This window comes from Sodalis sp. (in: enterobacteria) (genome assembly GCF_051710625.1).
GTDB lineage: Bacteria > Pseudomonadota > Gammaproteobacteria > Enterobacterales > Enterobacteriaceae > JBPESN01.
Map to the genome: position 1 here is coordinate 1 of NZ_JBPESN010000049.1, position 16,573 is coordinate 16,573.

At 55.2% G+C, this 16,573-nt stretch carries 14 protein-coding genes, 4 pseudogenes and 1 riboswitch; of the genes and pseudogenes, 7 read left to right on the plus strand and 11 right to left on the minus strand.

What is annotated here, in order from left to right; translation table 11 throughout:
* Positions 1-942: pseudogene (locus ACTBDU_RS11640) on the plus strand (IS3 family transposase); the annotation flags it as partial.
* A gap of 179 nt (positions 943-1,121) precedes the next feature.
* On the opposite strand, the gene ACTBDU_RS11645 reads toward ACTBDU_RS11640, so the two are convergent.
* On the minus strand, positions 1,122-1,382 hold the full coding sequence (locus ACTBDU_RS11645) for a hypothetical protein (protein ID WP_438806558.1): 261 nt from the start codon (positions 1,380-1,382) through the stop codon (positions 1,122-1,124).
* Between the two features lie 1,026 nt (positions 1,383-2,408).
* Between ACTBDU_RS11645 and ACTBDU_RS11650 the strand changes: the two genes are divergently transcribed.
* The 5 genes from ACTBDU_RS11650 (at position 2,409) to ACTBDU_RS11670 (ending at position 6,855) form a co-directional block, all read left to right on the plus strand.
* Entirely contained in the window at positions 2,409-3,263 is an 855-nt protein-coding gene (locus tag ACTBDU_RS11650) for an N-acetylmuramoyl-L-alanine amidase (protein ID WP_438806559.1), read from the plus strand.
* A gap of 292 nt (positions 3,264-3,555) precedes the next feature.
* Positions 3,556-3,810 carry a hypothetical protein gene (locus ACTBDU_RS11655; protein ID WP_438806560.1) on the plus strand — a complete coding sequence of 85 codons (255 nt, stop codon included), beginning with the start codon at positions 3,556-3,558 and terminating at the stop codon, positions 3,808-3,810.
* 486 nt (positions 3,811-4,296) lie between these two features.
* Complete coding sequence (locus ACTBDU_RS11660) at positions 4,297-4,659, plus strand: hypothetical protein (protein WP_438806561.1); 363 nt, start codon at positions 4,297-4,299, stop codon at positions 4,657-4,659.
* A 461-nt stretch (positions 4,660-5,120) separates the two neighbouring features.
* Entirely contained in the window at positions 5,121-6,044 is a 924-nt protein-coding gene (gene lpxP, locus ACTBDU_RS11665; protein WP_438806562.1) for a kdo(2)-lipid IV(A) palmitoleoyltransferase, read from the plus strand.
* A gap of 307 nt (positions 6,045-6,351) precedes the next feature.
* A complete protein-coding gene (locus tag ACTBDU_RS11670) occupies positions 6,352-6,855 on the plus strand; it encodes a DUF481 domain-containing protein (protein WP_438806563.1) in 504 nt (167 codons plus the stop codon).
* 18 nt (positions 6,856-6,873) lie between these two features.
* Here ACTBDU_RS11670 and crcB read toward each other — a convergent pair whose 3' ends face one another.
* The gene (gene crcB / locus ACTBDU_RS11675) at positions 6,874-7,269 is read right to left on the minus strand and encodes a fluoride efflux transporter CrcB (RefSeq protein ID WP_438806564.1); all 396 of its coding nucleotides are present in this window, start codon (positions 7,267-7,269) and stop codon (positions 6,874-6,876) included.
* Positions 7,270-7,343: 74 nt separating this feature from the next.
* Positions 7,344-7,407: riboswitch (Fluoride riboswitch) on the minus strand.
* Positions 7,408-7,577: 170 nt separating this feature from the next.
* Here crcB and tatE point away from each other — a divergent pair.
* Positions 7,578-7,730, plus strand: a complete 153-nt coding sequence (tatE, locus tag ACTBDU_RS11680) for a twin-arginine translocase subunit TatE (protein ID WP_438806565.1) — start codon at positions 7,578-7,580, stop codon at positions 7,728-7,730.
* Positions 7,731-7,847: 117 nt separating this feature from the next.
* Here tatE and lipA read toward each other — a convergent pair whose 3' ends face one another.
* The 9 genes and pseudogenes from lipA to rsfS form a co-directional block, all read right to left on the minus strand.
* Entirely contained in the window at positions 7,848-8,813 is a 966-nt protein-coding gene (gene lipA / locus ACTBDU_RS11685) for a lipoyl synthase (RefSeq protein WP_438806566.1), read from the minus strand.
* 178 nt (positions 8,814-8,991) lie between these two features.
* Complete coding sequence (gene lipB, locus ACTBDU_RS11690; protein WP_438806567.1) at positions 8,992-9,651, minus strand: lipoyl(octanoyl) transferase LipB; 660 nt, start codon at positions 9,649-9,651, stop codon at positions 8,992-8,994.
* A gap of 14 nt (positions 9,652-9,665) precedes the next feature.
* The gene (ybeD, locus tag ACTBDU_RS11695; protein WP_438806568.1) at positions 9,666-9,929 is read right to left on the minus strand and encodes a DUF493 family protein YbeD; all 264 of its coding nucleotides are present in this window, start codon (positions 9,927-9,929) and stop codon (positions 9,666-9,668) included.
* Positions 9,930-10,059: 130 nt separating this feature from the next.
* Positions 10,060-11,277 (minus strand): annotated as a pseudogene (dacA, locus tag ACTBDU_RS11700) (D-alanyl-D-alanine carboxypeptidase DacA).
* Positions 11,278-11,545: 268 nt separating this feature from the next.
* A pseudogene (gene rlpA, locus ACTBDU_RS11705) lies at positions 11,546-12,311 on the minus strand (endolytic peptidoglycan transglycosylase RlpA); the annotation flags it as partial.
* A 9-nt stretch (positions 12,312-12,320) separates the two neighbouring features.
* Complete coding sequence (gene mrdB / locus ACTBDU_RS11710; protein ID WP_438806569.1) at positions 12,321-13,433, minus strand: peptidoglycan glycosyltransferase MrdB; 1,113 nt, start codon at positions 13,431-13,433, stop codon at positions 12,321-12,323.
* Positions 13,434-13,439: 6 nt separating this feature from the next.
* The gene (gene mrdA, locus ACTBDU_RS11715; RefSeq protein ID WP_438806570.1) at positions 13,440-15,347 is read right to left on the minus strand and encodes a peptidoglycan DD-transpeptidase MrdA; all 1,908 of its coding nucleotides are present in this window, start codon (positions 15,345-15,347) and stop codon (positions 13,440-13,442) included.
* A 37-nt stretch (positions 15,348-15,384) separates the two neighbouring features.
* A pseudogene (gene rlmH, locus ACTBDU_RS11720) lies at positions 15,385-15,856 on the minus strand (23S rRNA (pseudouridine(1915)-N(3))-methyltransferase RlmH).
* Between the two features lie 3 nt (positions 15,857-15,859).
* Complete coding sequence (gene rsfS / locus ACTBDU_RS11725) at positions 15,860-16,165, minus strand: ribosome silencing factor (protein WP_438806571.1); 306 nt, start codon at positions 16,163-16,165, stop codon at positions 15,860-15,862.
* Positions 16,166-16,573 lie beyond the last annotated feature (408 nt).

Sequence of the window (16,573 nt, forward strand, 5' to 3'; positions counted from 1 at the left end):
TGAAATGGAAAACGAAATATTAAAAAAGGCTACAGCGCTCTTGATGTCAGACTCCCTGAACAGTTCTCGTTAATCGGGAAACTCAGAGCGCATTATCCTGTGGCCACACTCTGCCACGTGTTCAGGGCTCATCGCAGCAGTTACAAATGCTGGAAAAGTCGTCCTGACAGGCCAGACGGCAGGCGAACGGTATTGCGCAGTCAGGTTCATGAACTGCACAGTATCACAGCCATGGTGCAGCTGACGCGAGAAGTATCGCCACCATGGCAACCCAGAGAGGCTTCCAGATGGGGCGCTGGCTCGCAGGCAGGCTTATGAAAGAGCTGGGGCTGGTCAGTTGTCAGCAGCCCGACGCACAGGTATAAGCGTGGCGGTCAGGAGCATGTTGCGATCTCGAATTATCTTGAGCGCCAGTTCGCTGTAACGGAGCCAAACCAGGTATGGTGCGGCGATGTGACGTATATCTGGACCGGGAAACGCTGGGCATACCTTGCGGTTGTTCTTGATCTGTTCGCGAGGAAACCGGTGGGCTGGCCTATGTCGTTCTCCCCGGACAGCAGATTGACCATCAAAGCACTGAAAATGGCATGGGAAACGCGTGGTAAACCAGCCGGAGTGACGTTCCACAGCGATCAGGGTAGCCACTATACGAGCAGGCAGTTCCGACAGTTGCTGTGGCGTTACCGGATCAAACAAAGTATGAGTCGGCGTGGTAACTGTTGGGATAACAGTCCGATGGAGCGCTTCTTCAGAAGTCTGAAAAACGAGTGGATACCGGTAACGGGCTACATAAGCTTCAGCGAAGCCACTCATGAAATTACCGACTATATCGTGGGATATTACAGCGCACTCAGGCCGCATGAATATAACGGTGGGTTGCCACCAAACGAATCAGAAAATAGATACTGGAAAAACGCTAACGCGGTGGTCAGTTTTAGTTGATTACTACAGTTGAGCAGATAATACTTTTGTGCGACGCCTTTAGCCTGAGGAATAACAAGTCGTTCCACGATGCCACTTTTGTAATAAATCCAGAGTGCCTCGTTAAACATTCTCAGCCGGAGATAAAGCAGGGCCAGCGGGCTAAACGCCAGTTCAGACGCGTTGTCGTCAAGGCGATATTATTCACCGCTAGAAAGCGTTAATAAACGGCTGGCGGGATCGTAGCGGCTAAGATTAGCGCTAAAGCCTTTATTGTAGCCAACGTCCTGCAGATCCAACAGGGAATAATTCAACGATAGCGCAAATTCTAGCCCTAAATGGTCATTGCCGATAGCGGTGATTAGCGGTAGGCGAAATTGTATCAAACCGGTACGAGGGGCGACCTGTACTGCAAAAAAGTGGTGCATAGCGATATCCTTGTCGTGGGTAATAGGCATCACGGCAAAGGCGTTAGCTTTGCCTGGGCAAATTACGTTGCAAAGCCGTGCGCAAGTATTATGGCTTAGGAGCTGATGACGGCTATCCGCCGGCGGCGTATCAATCGGACAAGCACGTGCGGCGCAGGGTACTGCCGAGCCCTGCCGGCTTTGGCCGGGGGCGCGGGCCGCCCGCCGTAAACGGGACAGTGCGTAACGCCGCCGGACGGGCCGGCGACGGTACTATTTTCCATGATTGGGCTGTCAATTTTTATAGCATGGCCGGATGGCGGGCACCTCCTGACCCCCGCGGCGCGAGGTCGGCTAGCAAACGCGGCGCAAGCGGGCGGAACACCGTCGCGGGGATCGGCGTCCCACACAGGGCGTACGGCGGGTAAGCAGCGGCGGCCGGCGCGGCGGGCCGAACCAAATAGAGGGCGGTCATGCCGTTTCCGCCGCCGGTTGCCATCGTTGCGCAACCCCGCCAGTCAGAGCGAAAGGCTTACAGGGTGGGGCGTCATTATTAGAGCGGCGGACAAACGATTGACAGTCGGCAAACCGTCACGCCGGCTTAACCGGTCAATATCTGAGCTCGGGCAACGTCGCCGGCGCTATGCACATTAATACCGGCATCAGTGGTTATCACGGCGCTGCCTGTTGCGGGAGCGGACTGGAACGGTAATCCTGTAGAGGGACGAAAAAGGCGGTCTAACATTAACGCATTGGTTGCGGGATTTAGCGCGGTCGGCAACATGCCCTACATTATTACTCCCAGGGCAAAAGAAAGCGCTGTCATTATATCGCCTTCAGGGCGGAGCGACGCGCTGCCGTTTTATTGCTGTCGGGACGGAAAATAATGCATTTAATATAAATTAATGTTTTTATTTAAAAAATTTGTATTCGTAACGCAATAAGTACTGTAAATAACAATGATCTCGGGTTGTTATATTCATCATAAAAGTCATGAAATTTATTATCTGCTGCGCATCGGTTGACCTTTTGTTATTTTTGTCGTTGCTAGGATGATTTTTTACGCTAGGAAAAGTTCATATGAAGAGGATTATATTGCTTTTGAGCGTGCTGGGGCTAGCGGGGTGCGTTGGGCATCACGTTGCCGAAAAACCGGTCACCAACGTGATTGATCATGGCGATTACGCGGTCGATACCTCCTTTCCCTCCCAAGAACAGGATGAACGCGTCCGGTTTCTCATATTCCATTACACCGCCGCGGATGATAAAAAGTCTCTGCGGCTGCTTACGCACGGTAGCGTGAGCGCCCATTATCTTATTCCCTTCAATCTCGAGCAGTTCAAGGGCAAGCCGGTCGTATTACAGTTGGTGCCGGAAAATAAACGGGCATGGCACGCGGGCGTAAGCGGCTGGGGCGGCCGGAATAATATTAACGATACGTCCATTGGTATTGAAATTGTCAATGATGGCTTTCATGAGACTGCCGCAGGGAGACAGTGGCTCCCCTATCATAAGGAGCAGATGGTATTAGCAGCACGCCTGGCCCGGGATACTGTCGCCCGTTACCAGATCAAACCGCAGAACGTCCTGGCGCACAGCGATATCGCGCCGCTGAGAAAAACTGATCCCGGTCCGCAGTTTCCATGGCAGGCCATGGCGCAGCAGGGCATAGGCGCATGGCCGGATGCGGCAACAGTGACGAAATATTTACACGGCAAACATCGCTGGGCCGCCGGCGATGTCGCGGCTATCCAGCAGGCGCTGGCCGCTTACGGTTACACCATCCCGCAAACGGGGAAAATGGATCCGGAGACAAGGCGCGTTATTAGCGCTTTCCGAATGCATTTTCGTCCAAGCAATATCACCGGTGTCGCGGACATGGAAACCGAGGCGATTGCCCTTGCGCTGGTGGAAAAATACTGCACTCCCATCTGAAATCGTATTGTGACGACACGTCCGGTTACATATCATCCGGCATAAAAAACGTCTGGATCGGCGCGGCGGCAAAGGTCGACACCCCGCCGGGTGGTAAAGCGTACACTCTTTTTTCGCTATTTCTTTGCGCTGACCCCGGCTTTTTGGCTGTAATCTGCATAATTGTTCAGACGTCAGACGCACAATTTGATAAAATTGAGGTTTGTTACAGGCAAACGAGAGAGAGACTAATGGAGGTTTTCCTGTCATGAATCCCGGTACTTCAACCCCTTCTGAAAACGCTGATCAACCGGTGACCACGTTGTCAGGCGTGATAACCAAATCACCTAGTCGTATCAAGAATACCGCTGGCCGGCCGATGGTCAAAGCGACCATTCTGGCGGAGAGCAAAAAACGCAGCGCTTACCCCCTGACCGCAGTAGGTTTCGATATCATGGCGCTGGAACTAATGGCGCATTTACGCGGCGAACGCCTGACGGTGACCGGCCGTATGGAGTGGAATGGCAATTATTCCCTTATAGCCGATCAGATAGTCAGCATGTCGTGATGTGCCCCCGGCGCGGCAGCGATCGCTGGTGATAGCTTGCTCCGGGAGGGGGTCGCCCGCTTGCCGTACGGCGACCCGGGTAGATAACGCGCTTCTCGCAGGCACAACGGATTTCGCAGGCAGAGCTTCACTCCCCGCCGGAGTGAATCTCTCAGGTAGCGCCACTCGCCGCCAGAGTAAATTTTTCAAGTTCAGGCGCAGGGCCTCTCCCCGACCTGGTAAATTTCCGAGGCAGAGTGCTCTTCGTCGGCCGAGTGGTCAAAAAGGGGCTAAACCTCATGGTCTATTTAGTGTTAACATTTCGGTTCTCTTTCACAAGGATCGATTTATGAAGCGAACCCCCGTCATGATATTGCTGGCGGCGGCCCCGAGCGGGTGCGCCAGCGCCCCGGAATATGCCAAAGTAGTGGCGGCGTCGGCTCCCCAAGGCTATGCCGGTATCTGGATCAGCCCTCACCTCAGAAGGCGCTTGTCAGCCCTGAGGCGGTGGCCAGCTTGATAATCAGTCGTTCGGGGAACACGCTGGATTGCAGGAGTTGGCAACGAACCATTATCCGGCCGGGCAAACTGACCTCGCGCGACGCACGGCTGTATAATATTAACGAGAAAAACGAAGTCAGCGCACTGCGCCTGGATCACGATGTTTTACATTATGGCGGTTTCACCCTGCAGCGCAGCACGTCGCCTACTGAACAGTGCCAGCCGTTTATTGCCGGGCAGGGGGACAATTGGGTGTTCAGAGCCGCGGCGCCCACGGCCAAGGCCCCCGGAACCGGGACGCGTAAAAAGGCTGGTGTGGTAAGATACCGTGTAACAAGCCGGGGCCGGGCCGCCCCTCGCCGGGGTTAATGCGCCTGAAATCCTGCGTTGTCGCCTTCTCCATCCGGTGTAGAAGGGGGCTGGTAACGCCCCATACGTTGGATTGCAGGCTCAGCCGCGGTTAATGCCTCACGGCGGTAATCGAAGATTGGCAAAAATAATTTGCCTGTCTTTATGGGTAACCGCAGCCGCATTCTGTTATGCTCCTTCCGCGCGTGATGCGATCTTTTTCCCCTTATCCCGTCTATCGCTATCACCATCCAACCTGGCCCTGAGCGCCCCGGGATGGTTGCCTCGTGAAACCCGATCCTGAAGATGACGCCATGCGTAGAGGCCGCTTTTAAAGCGATGCCTCGTGTAAATAAATGAAAGATTACAACTTTTCGGCGAATAATAAACGCCGGAGGGTGTCATAGTTGCTACCTGTACCGCTATTGATAGTTTTTCCGATTGATGCGTTACGTCAGGCAACCCGTCATTAGGAAACGTTGATGTCGCAACCTCAGAAATTCTCCCCTGCCTTACTGCATCCGCGCTATTGGTTGACCTGGTTTGGTTTGGGCGTGCTCTGGCTGCTGGTGCAGTTGCCATATCCAGTCTTGCGTCGATTGGGCGGGCTTCTGGGCCGTATGTCGAAGCCGTTTTTAAAACGGCGGGTGAGCATTGCCCGACGTAATCTTGAGCTGTGCTTCCCCGATATGGACAGGACACGTCTGGAAGACACGGTGAACAGCAACTTCACCTCGCTGGGCATGGGACTGATGGAAACGGGTATGGCCTGGTTCTGGTCCGATGCACGCGTCAAACGCTGGTTTGACGTTTCCGGCCTCCAGCATCTGCAACAGGCCAGCCGCCACGACAAGGGAGTGATGGTTATCGGTATCCATTTCATGTCGCTGGAACTCGGCGGCAGGGCGATGGGGCTTTGCCAACCGATGATGGCCATGTACCGTCCCCATAACAATAAAGTGATGGAGTTTATCCAGACCTGGGGGCGTATGCGCTCCAATAAAGCCATGCTGGATAGAAAAGATCTGCGCGGCATGGTGCATGCCTTGAAGCAGGGCGAAACCGTCTGGTTTGCCCCGGACCAGGATTATGGTCCGCGGGGCAGCATCTTTGCACCGTTTTTCGCCGTTCCCCAGGCGGCCACCACGCGCGGTACCTATACACTAGTCCGTCTGGCGCAGCCGCAGCTGGTGCCGGTCGTGTTGATCCGCAAGCAAGACGGGCGCGGCTACCAGCTGTTGATTCAGCCGCCGCTTAGCGACTATCCCCAGGACGACGAAATGGCGGCGACCTGTTATATGAACCGGATTGTGGAGCAGGAAATATTGCGCGCGCCGGAGCAATATCTTTGGCTGCATCGCCGTTTCAAAACGCGTCCACGGGGCGAGCTTTCGCTGTATGTGTAGTTCTCTAACGAGCCCCATCGTCACGCGCCGCCGACGCGGCGCGCCCAATCCCGGTGTCGGCTCTCAACCGACGCTTCCGGAATTATCCTAATGCCGCGGAGCTGTGGATAACTTCCCCGATCCAAAAGGACGTGCAATTCGCTAAGTGATTTATCACTATAACTATTCTTGATGCTTTTCTACGACTTACTCCCCCTGGGGCAGAGTTTCTTCAACTTTTCGCCCTTTTTCTCAAAATCTGTTATTAATATTACACAAAATTACCAGTACACCGGCGACGTCTCTTGGCTACACTGATGAACTTTAAATGCGCATCACCCCTTTCCGCCAATTTGGCAGGTATCTTATGCTACGCAATAAGCGCTTCTGGGCACTCTCTTTGCTGACCACCCTTGGCATCTCGCTGGCCAGTTTTACCACCTTCGCCGACACCGATATTCTTACCGCGCTGGATGATCCTTCCACCGTCAAAAAAAGTTTTGATGGTAATGCTCAGGCAAGTTACAACGCCCAAAGCGGTAACACCCGCAACTCCAATCTGGCCGCCAGCACCACCATGACGTGGTTCCACCAGTCAAATGCTTACAGTTTTTGGGGCGAAGCGGCCAACAATTCGTCCGACGAGCAGCGCAGTTCAGAGAAATACCAGGCCGGCGCCCGTGCTCGCCACAACTTCAGCGCGCAAAACTTTCTATTTGCACAGGGGAGCTGGTTAAGCGATCGTTATAACGGTTATCGCTCGCGCGATACGCTTGGTGGCCGGTTACGGCCGCCAGGTTCTGACCGGGCCTATCCATACCCTGCGTATTGAAGCGGGTCCCGGCGTTCGTCACGATGAATACCAGGGCGGCGCCAGCCAATTCACTAAGCCGATCGCCACCGCCGTCATCAGCAGCGAACCCAGCAGATTCAGCAGGATATTACCCGCAGCCCGGACCAACTGCCCGCCGGCCATCAAGGCCACAACTTCAGCGGAAAAGGTGGAGAACGTGGTCAAACCGCCGCAAAACCCGGTGGTGAGCAGTAACTTCCAGGCGGGATCCAGCTGCGGCATGCGTGGGAAGAGCGCAAGCGCTAAGCCGATGATAAATGCCCCGACCAAATTGACAAGCAGCGTGCCGGCGGGGAAGGGCAGACCCGAATGGGTTAATTTGACGCTAACATACCAGCGCAGGACACTACCGATACCGCCGCCGATAAACACAGCCGAAAATAAGGCAAACATAGCAACCTTTCACAATAAGAGTGGGTAAAACCCCGGAAAGGAAAACGTGATGTTATGTTCCCCAACACCTGCGGATGAACGTAGATATCATCAGCTAGAGCGGCGGTTATAAAAAGGAATGTCATCTCCTGGGGGAAAGTATATCAGATTTTTTGGCGCGGGACAGCAGAGAGGGCGGGATGCAACAGGCGTAACGAGTGGTAATCTGTTATACATATCGCTTGTATTGCAACCGCATTAGCGGCACAAAGCAGGGTATATTCATTCAGCGCTGTAATTATCAGTCAGCGTAAAACCAGAAGGTGGTTATGGAAGGTTTAAGCATTACCAAATTGTTAGTCGTCGGCGCCCTGATTGTGCTGTTGTTCGGCACCAAGAAGCTGTGCTCGTTGGGCGGCGACCTGGGTGCGGCCATCAAAGGCTTCAAAAAAGCCATGAATGAGGATTCAGCGCCGGCGTAGCAGACCCAGGCTGACGATGCAGCGCGTATCGCCGATCGCAAAAAATAATGCATCGCGGCAAATAAAAACGGACACCTGACGTCCGCTTTTTTGCCCGCACCCGCCCCCGCCAAAGGATTATTTGACCTCTATCCCTTTAGCCTGCAAATCCGCGTGGTAGGATGAGCGCACGAAAGGCCCGCAGGCGGCATGAGTGAAGCCCATCGCCAACGCTTCTTGTTTCATCTCATCAAATTTTTGCGGACTGACATAGCGCTTAACGGGCAGGTGATGGCGGCTGGGCTGCAAATACTGGCCCAGCGTCAACATGGTGACGCCATGACGACGCAGGTCGCGCATCACATCAACGATTTCGGTGTTGGTTTCGCCCAATCCCACCATCAAACCGGATTTGGTCGGCAACTGCGGATTGGCGGCTTTGAAGTTTTCCAGCAGCTTGAGCGACCAATGATAGTCGGCGCCGGGACGTACCTGACGATACAGGCGCGGCACGCTTTCCAAATTATGGTTAAAGACATCGGGCGGCGCCGCGTTAATGATTTCCAACGCGCGATCCATACAGCCGCGGAAGTCGGGCACCAGCGTCTCGATGCGGATGTTAGAATTTTTGGCGCGGATGGCACTGATACAGTCGGCGAAATGCTGGGCGCCGCCATCGCGCAGGTCGTCGCGATCGACAGAGGTGACCACGACGTAGCGCAGCCCCATTTCGGCGATGGTTTGCGCCAGTTTCTCCGGCTCGTTGGCATCTGGCGTGACGGGACGGCCGTGCGCGACATCGCAGAAAGGGCAACGCCGGGTGCAGATGGCTCCCAGAATCATAAAGGTGGCGGTGCCGTGGTTAAAGCATTCCGCCAAATTAGGGCAGGAGGCTTCCTCGCACACCGAGTGCAGGCCGTTTTTACGTATTGCCACCTTGATGCCCTGAATACGAGTCGAGTCAGCGGGCAATTTGATTTTCATCCAGGATGGCTTGCGCAAAATTTCCTGACGTTCCACCGCAACGGTTTTGATGGGGATTAACGCCATTTTATCAGCGTCACGGTATTTAACGCCGCGTTCCATCTGTATCGGTTTACTCATAATGGTGCAGGTCCAGTCCCGAAGTCGAAAGCCTGAAAAGCAGATAAATCAGCCTGTTACGTGAATTTTAAGCGAGCATCAAAAAAAATTTAAAAATTACAACACATTGTTCGCCCCGGGTGAATGCAAAACGTGGCCTGAAGGCCAATACCTACCCGCGCAGCTTGTCTGCCGCGGCTCAGGCGCCATACTGCGCCGGATCCCAGCCCTGAATCTCACCAGCGGAGGCCTTCATCAGCCGCAGGCATTCTGCAAGTAATACCGGCGCGACGTAGTCGATGCCGGTGCCAGGGGCTAAATCGCTCACCTGCGTCATGCGCAGGCCGGCATAGCCGCAGGGATTGATACGCAAAAAGGGCGAGAGATCCATGGCGACGTTCAGCGCCAGGCCGTGGAATGAGCAGCCTTTGCGGATACGTAAACCGAGCGAGCAGATCTTATCGGCACCGACGTAGACGCCCGGCGCATCGGCGCGGGCATGGGCGCTAATTGAAAAGCGCGCCAGGGTGGCGACGACCGTTTGCTCCAGCAGGGTGACAAGACAGCGCACGCCCAGCCGGCGGCGACGCAGGTCCAGCAGAACATACATTACCTGCTGGCCCGGACCGTGGAAGGTCACCTGACCGCCGCGATCGCTTTGTACCACCGGGATAGCGCCCAGCTGCAGCAGGTGCTCGGCTTTACCGGCCTGACCTTGGGTAAAGACCTGCGGATGCTGTACCAGCCAAATTTCATCAGCGCTGGCGGCGCTACGCGCATCGGTGAAGCGGTGCATCGCCAACGAGACCGGCTCATAGGGCTGCAGGCCAAGCTGGCGGATAACCAGGCTCTTTGACACGATTATCTCCCGGCTTACAGCACCATACGCACAATATCAATTTTACTCAGCTCTTCGTACAGCGTTTCCACCTGCTCGATGTGGGTAGCGGTAATGGTAATAGAAACGGAATGGTAGTTTCCTTTGCTGCTGGGTTTAACCTGGGGGGAATAATCGCCAGGGGCATGGCGCTGTACAACTTCTACCGCCTGATCGACCAACTCCGGTTGAGCGATGCCCATCACCTTATAGGTAAAAGGGCAGGGGAATTCAAGCAATTCATTGAGTTTGGTTTTCATAAGGGCTCCCGGTGACCGGCGTAAGCCTGCCGCAGTAACGACAGACAGCAGGCGCTCCCGCCGCGGCGGGAGTAGAAACAATAGGGGTATTATAGGGGCGCGGATTCGCCCCTGACAAGGGATGAAGGGATTAACCGAACCAATGGTGGAACATCAGCTTGATATGATCGACCATGCGGCTGAAGAAGTTGCCTTCTTTCACTTCACTCAGCACCACCAGCGGGCGCTGTTCAACGGTTTTGCCGTCCAGCTGGAAATTGATGGTGCCGACCCCGACCCGCTGATTTTTCGCCAGTGGCGCATGCAATTCCTGATTGTCCAGCACATAGCTGGCCTTCAAGTCCTTCATCCGGCCGCGCGGGATGGCCAGATAGGCATCGCTGTCCACGCCCAGTTTAACGCTGTCGGTATCGCCAAACCACACCGGCTCGGCGGCGAACTCTTTGCCGGCTTTCAGCGGCGCAACGGTTTCAAAGAAGCGGAAACCCCAGGTCAGCAGCTTGCGGCTTTTGTTTTCCCGGCCTTTCATTAAATGTCCGCCGAGCACCGCGGAAATCAGCCGCATCTGGCCTTCGGTCGCCGAGGCCACCAGATTATAGCCCGCGGATTCGGTATGGCCGGTTTTGATGCCGTCGACGTTCAGATTGCTGTCTCATAACAGACCGTTACGGTTCACTGGCGAATGTTGTTGAAGGTGAATTCTTTTTCTTTATAGGTGGCGTACTCGTCTGCTACGTCGCGGTTCAGCGCTTTACCGATCATCGCCATATCACGGGCGGAGCTGAACTGTCCGGGGGCAACCAGGCCATGCACGGTTTCAAAATGGGTGTTTTGCAGCCCAAGGGCTCCGACATAATTATTCATCAACCCTACAAACGCGTTTTGGCTGCCGGTGACGTAGTCCGCCATTGCCACGCAGGCATTATTACCCGATTGAAGAATGATACCGCGGTTCAGCTGCGACACCGGTACCCGGTCGCCAGGCTTCAAAAACATCAGCGAGGAGCCTTTGAAAACTGGATTACCGGTGGCCCAGGCATCTTTGTTGACCGTAACCACATTATTCGGGGTAATTTTGCCGGATTTGATCGCTTGGCCGATGACGTAACTGGTCATCATTTTGGTCAGGCTGGCGGGATCGCGGCGCGCGTCGGCGTTCATTTCCGCCAGGACTTTACCGGAATTATAATCGATGAGGATATAGGATTCGGCGTCGATCTGCGGCACGCCCGGAATCATGGTCTTCAGATTGACATCATCGGCAAAGCTTGTGGAAACAACGCCCATCACCAAAACGGTACTTAAGGCTAACCGACTGAATATAGAGAAATGTAGTTACATTCTTCATGTCAGGACAACGGCATCCGTAGGGGTAAGTTAAAATCGTGCCACACTATACCAGATGTCAAAAAAAGCGGCATCAGGCAAAACTGCACTGCCGTGCGGCTCAGGCAAATAATTTTGTTTCAGGGGTTTACACGGGGCGTGGGCACGTTAACAAACGGCCGGCGTCGCCAGGAGACGGCGCGCCGGCCAAAAAAACATTATGGTCGCTACTGCGCGGCAATAAAGGCAGACTGTTGCGCTTCGCTTTACAACCGCTGCACCAAGGCTTACGCCTGCTGACGGCTTTGAAACGGACCTAGTTGCACGCGGTATAAATTGCTGGTGGCCGCCACTCTGCCCGGCACGCTAAAGCGCTGGCTGAGAGACTCTTCTGCCAGCTGGCAGCACGCTGGGCGTCGCCGATGGCGCCCACCTGGACCATGAAGCGGCCGCTGGCGGCAGCGGGCACGGCCGCGGCGGCAGGACGAAATTCTGCTTCGCTACCACGGTGTCAACGGTGCCCTGTCCGGTTAGCGATCCGGCCGGCGCGCCCTGAATTACGTCGACCTTAACTTTGGTATTATTGGAAATATTCAGCTGGTCGGCAGCGGCGCGGGTAAGATCGATAATCCGCACCGGCGTGTAGGGGCCCGCAGTCGTTCACGCGGACCACCAATTGACGACCGTTACTCAGGTTGGTTGCGCACATAGTTGGGCAAGGGTAGCGTAGGATGCGCGGCGGCCAGCGCGTTGGCGTCGAAGGGCTCGCCGCTGGCGGTGTTATTGCCGCCGCTCTCGCTGTCGTACCAGGCGGCGATGCCCGTTTGACTGAAGTTTTGCGGGTTTTTCACGATGCTATAGCGTTTGCCGTTGACCGTGTAATCCTGCATGTTACCTGGATTTATAGGGTTCATAGCGTGGTTCCACACCGCTGATTTCCACCACCGGCCCGGTATAGGCCTGCTGGGCCGGCGCAGACGGCTGCGTCTCTTGCTGGGTAGAACAGGCGCCGAGTAGCAACCCCATCATGCCGATAACGCATTTAAGCTTCCGCATTGCTCACCTCTATAAACTTTTGGACAACATTTTTCGATGAGTATGTATCGACATGACGATACCAAACCCCGCCATTAACACGATGAGCGCCGAACCGCCGTAGCTTACCAACGGTAGCGGAACGCCAACCACCGGTAAGATACCACTGACCATACCGATATTCACGAACACATAGACGAACAAAATCAACATCAACCCGCCGGCCATTACCCGGCCGAAGGTGTTTTGCGCCCGCGCTGCGATCACCAGACCGCGGATGATTACGCCAAGATAAAGCGCCAGCAGCACCAACACACCGATAAGCCCCAGCTCCTCACCCAGCACGGCAAAAATGAAGTCGGTATGGCGTTCCGGTAAGAATTCCAGCTGCGACTGGGTGCCGTGCAACCAGCCTTTGCCTGACAGGCCGCCGGAGCCGATGGCGATTTTCGACTGAATGATATGATAGCCGGCGCCCAGGGGATCGGTTTCAGGATCGAGCAGCATTATCACCCGATCCCGCTGATAATCATGCATTAAAAAGAACCACAGCACGGGGATAAACGCCGCCACCAGCAGCGCGGCGACGGCGATCAGTTTCCAGCTCATTCCCGACAGGAACAGCACGAACAAACCGGAGGCGGCGATAAGGATAGCGGTGCCCAGATCGGGCTGCGCCGCCACCAGCAGCGTGGGGACAAAAATCAGCACCAGCGCGATAGCAGTATTCTTCAGCGACGGCGGGCAACTGTCGCGGTTGATAAAACGCGCGACCATCAGCGGCACGGCGATTTTGGCGATTTCCGAAGGCTGGAAGCGGATAACGCCCAGGTCCAGCCAGCGTTGCGCGCCTTTACTGATCTGGCCAAAGGCGTCCACCAGCACCAGCAGAAACACGCAGAAGATATACAGATACGGTGCCCAGGCCTCGTACACGCGAGGCGGCACCTGCGCCATTACCAGCATCACCAGCAGACCCATCACTATCTGGGCAATTTTACGCTCCATCATGCCGATATCCTGGCCGCTGGCGCTCCACATCACCAGGGCGCTGTACACCAGCAGCAGCGTAACGAAAAACAGCAGCATCACATCAATGTGCAGCTTATTCCACAGGGAAGTTTGTTGTGGATTATCAGTCATGATGGCTTAATCACTCTCGCTGCCGGGCGGAGCGGGCGCCGCCGCGGGTAAGTCCGTGGTGTTATCGCCCAGAAGGATATGATCCAGAATCTGGCGGGTAATCGTTCCCACTGCCGGTCCGACGCCGCCGTTTTCCAGAATGACCACCACGCCCACCGTCGGTTTATCATAGGGAGCGAAGGCGGTCATCAGTTTATGGTCGCGCAGGCGTTCGGCGATTTTATGGGCGTTGTAGGTTTCGTTGGCCTTCAGACCATACACTTGAGCGGTACCGGATTTGGCGGCCGCCTTATAAGGCGCGTCGGCGAAACTCTTGCGCGCCGTGCCGTTTGGCCGGTTGGCGACGCCATACATACCGTCTTTGGCTATTTCCCAGAAACCGGAGTGCGGGTCGCCGATTTGCACATGCTCCGGCTGACGGTAGGGAACCTGGCAGTCGTTTTCCCGCGTGCCGGAGAGCAGATGCGGCGTCCGCACCACGCCGTCGTTAATCAGCGTCATCAGCGCCTTGGACATCTGCAGCGGCGTGGCGGTCCAGTACCCCTGGCCAATCCCGACCGGAATGGTATCCCCCTGGTACCAAAGTTTTTTAAAGCGCGCGACTTTCCACTCGCGGGTCGGCATTACGCCGGCGCGCTCTTCGGACAGATCGATACCGGTATACTGGCCGTAGCCAAATTTTGTCATCCATTCGGAAAGCCGGTCAATGCCCATGTCATACGCTACCTGATAGAAAAAGGTGTCCGCCGACTCCTCCAGCGCCCGGGTGACGTTCAACCGGCCGTGCCCCCAGCGTTTCCAGTCGCGGTAACGTTTTTCCGATCCGGGCAGCTGCCACCAGCCCGGATCGAACAAGGAGAAGTTTTTATTAATGACGCCAAGCGTGAGCGCCGACACCGAAATATAGGGTTTTACGGTGGAGGCGGGCGGATAAACGCCTTGGGTGGCGCGATTGATAAGCGGACGGTTTTCATCTTCCAGCAGCGCGTGATATTTCTTGCTGGAGATGCCGTCGACAAACAGGTTGGGATCGTAGCTCGGGTTAGAGACCAGCGCGCGGATGCCGCCGTCGCGGGGATCCACCACGACCACCGCGGCGCGGCTGCCGGCCAGCAGCTTCTCGATATATTGCTGCAGGCTCAGATCCAACGTCAGGGTAATATCCTTCCCCGCCTGGGGCGGCTGCTCGTGTAGCTGACGGATCACCCGGCCGCGGTTATTAACTTCCACTTCTTCGTAACCGGTTTTACCGTGTAGCGTACTTTCATAGTAGCGTTCGATACCCAATTTCCCGATATCGTGCGTCGCAGCATAGTTCGGCAGGATCCCTTTTTTTTTATCCAGACGTTCCACGTCGCGGTCGTTGATTTTTGATACATAGCCTATGACGTGAGTGAGTGCCGAGCCGTAGGGATAATAGCGACGCTGGTAGCCCTTCACTTCGACGCCGGGAAAGCGGTACTGGTTGACGGCGAAACGGGCCTGCTGCACGTCGGTTAAACCGACTTTAAGCGGAAGCGATGTAAAACGGCGGGAGCGTTTACGCTCTTTTTCAAAATTGGCAATATCATCATTGGTCAAATCGATAATCGGGCGCAGCTCGGCAATCGTCTGCGCTAAATTGTCTACCTTTTCCGGTACCAATTCCAACTGATAAATGGTGCGGTTCAGCGCCAGGGGCGTGCCGTTGCGATCGTAGATAATGCCGCGGCTCGGCGCGATAGGCACCAGCTTGATGCGGTTTTCATTGGAGCGGGTGCGATAATCCTCGAAGCGGGTAATTTGCAAATGGTACAGATTGACGATGAGGACGCTGCTCAGCAGCAATATGCCGGCGAACGCCACCAGTGCGCGGCGCACGAATAGCGCCGACTCGGCTGAATAGTCGCGAAAGGGGTTACGTTCTATTTTCATTCAGCGGAATTAGTTCACGTTAATCATCGTCACCGCGTTACTCACGGTGATAAGGGTGATTGGTAGTAATGCTCCACGCACGATACAGGCTCTCCGCGACCAGCACCCGGACCAGCGGATGCGGTAAAGTTAACGGGAACAGCGACCAGCTTTGCTCGGCGGCTGCCTTGCAGGTAGGGGCCAGCCCCTCGGGCCTGCTGATAAGAAAACTGACATCGCGCCCGTCATGTTTCCAGCGTTCAAGCTGCTGCGCCAGCTGCGGTGTTTCCCAGCGCGCGCCGGGGGATGTCCAGCGTAACAATGCGGTTCCCTTTTGCTACCGCTGCCAGCAGCGGCTCGCCTTCCTTGTCCAGGATACGTGCGATATCCGCGTTCTTGCCGCGCGTACCGGCCGCGATTTCCGTCAGGTCGAAGGGCATATCTTTAAGAAAGCGCTTGAGATAGTCACTAAACCCGGTCTGCACCCAGTCCGGCATTTTGGTGCCGATGGCGATAAGCTGCAGTCTCACCCCTCAGCTCCAGAGCTTTTCCAGCTCATACAGACGGCGGCTTTCTTTCTGCATCACATGCACAATCACATCACCTAAGTTGACCACGATCCAGTCGGCGGCGTTTTCCCCCTCTACGCTTAGCGGCATCAGGCCGGCGGCACGCGACGTCTGTACCACATGGTCGGCAATGGACATGACATGGCGGCTGGATGTCCCGGTGCAAATCACCATGCAATCCGTAATGCTCGACTTGCCGCGCACGTCGCGGGTAATAATGTCCTGCCCTTTCAAATCGTCTATCTTGTCAACAACAAAATCTTTGAGCATGGTATCAAGCAAAGGTTCCCCCTCCGGTATGCTTCGCACGCGCCACGCTGAAACAGGGTGACGCTAGTCAATGGGATAGCTGCCAGGCGCCGGTTGACCGCGGAATGAACAGAGATTAACAGCGCCGGCCAGGCCGGCGTGTGGGGTGGCAATCATTTCTGGACTCTTAATTAAGTTAAACGATGGGTTAGCCGGAAGCCCTTTAATGGCGCGGCTTACAGAGATTTTACAGATTCTGGACTCGTCGCAAAAAAATGGGCAAAAAATGCTTTTTTTGCACTAAATTCTGGACTCGAATGACTGTGGTTTGAGCAGATTTAAAGGTAGTTTAAACGCCTTTTGGGCATCCATTAGATATATGTGAATTAGGTTAAAAAATATTAGTAAATCATAAAAATAATGAAATGA